A 521-nucleotide genomic window follows, 5' to 3' on the forward strand; every position below is an offset into this window, starting at 1 on the left:
GCCACGGCAGCGGCGAGTTCTTCTTCTTGCGCACCAGCGCCTGGCGCTCGACCAGGCGATGCGACAGGTGGATCGCCGCCGGCATGTAGCTGTCGGTTTCGTTGGTCGCATAGCCGAACATCAGGCCCTGGTCGCCCGCGCCCTGTTCTTCCGGCTTCTTGCGGTCCACGCCCTGGTTGATGTCCGGGGACTGCTTGCCGATCAGGTTCAGCACGCCGCAGGTGGCGCCGTCGAAGCCGACGTCGGAGCTGTCGTAGCCGATGTCCACGATCACCTTGCGGGTCAGCGCTTCCAGGTCGATCCAGGCGCTGGTGGTGATCTCACCGGCGACGATCGCCACGCCGGTCTTGACCATGGTCTCGCAGGCCACGCGGGCGCGCTGGTCCTGGGTCAGGATGGCATCCAGAACGGCGTCCGAGATCTGGTCGGCAACCTTGTCCGGGTGGCCTTCGGAGACCGACTCGGAGGTGAAGAGGTAGCTGGACATCAGGCTTATATCCCTTGATTCGGATGGAAAGATG

At 64.5% G+C, this 521-nt stretch carries 1 protein-coding gene; it reads right to left on the reverse strand.

The window, feature by feature from the left end:
- Positions 1-487: S-adenosylmethionine synthetase N-terminal domain-containing protein (locus CWM66_RS28230; protein ID WP_304598307.1), on the reverse strand; the 487-nt coding region annotated here is incomplete at its 3' end.
- Positions 488-521 lie beyond the last annotated feature (34 nt).

This window comes from Kosakonia sp. H7A, assembly GCF_003028445.1.
Lineage (GTDB): Bacteria > Pseudomonadota > Gammaproteobacteria > Enterobacterales > Enterobacteriaceae > Kosakonia > Kosakonia radicincitans.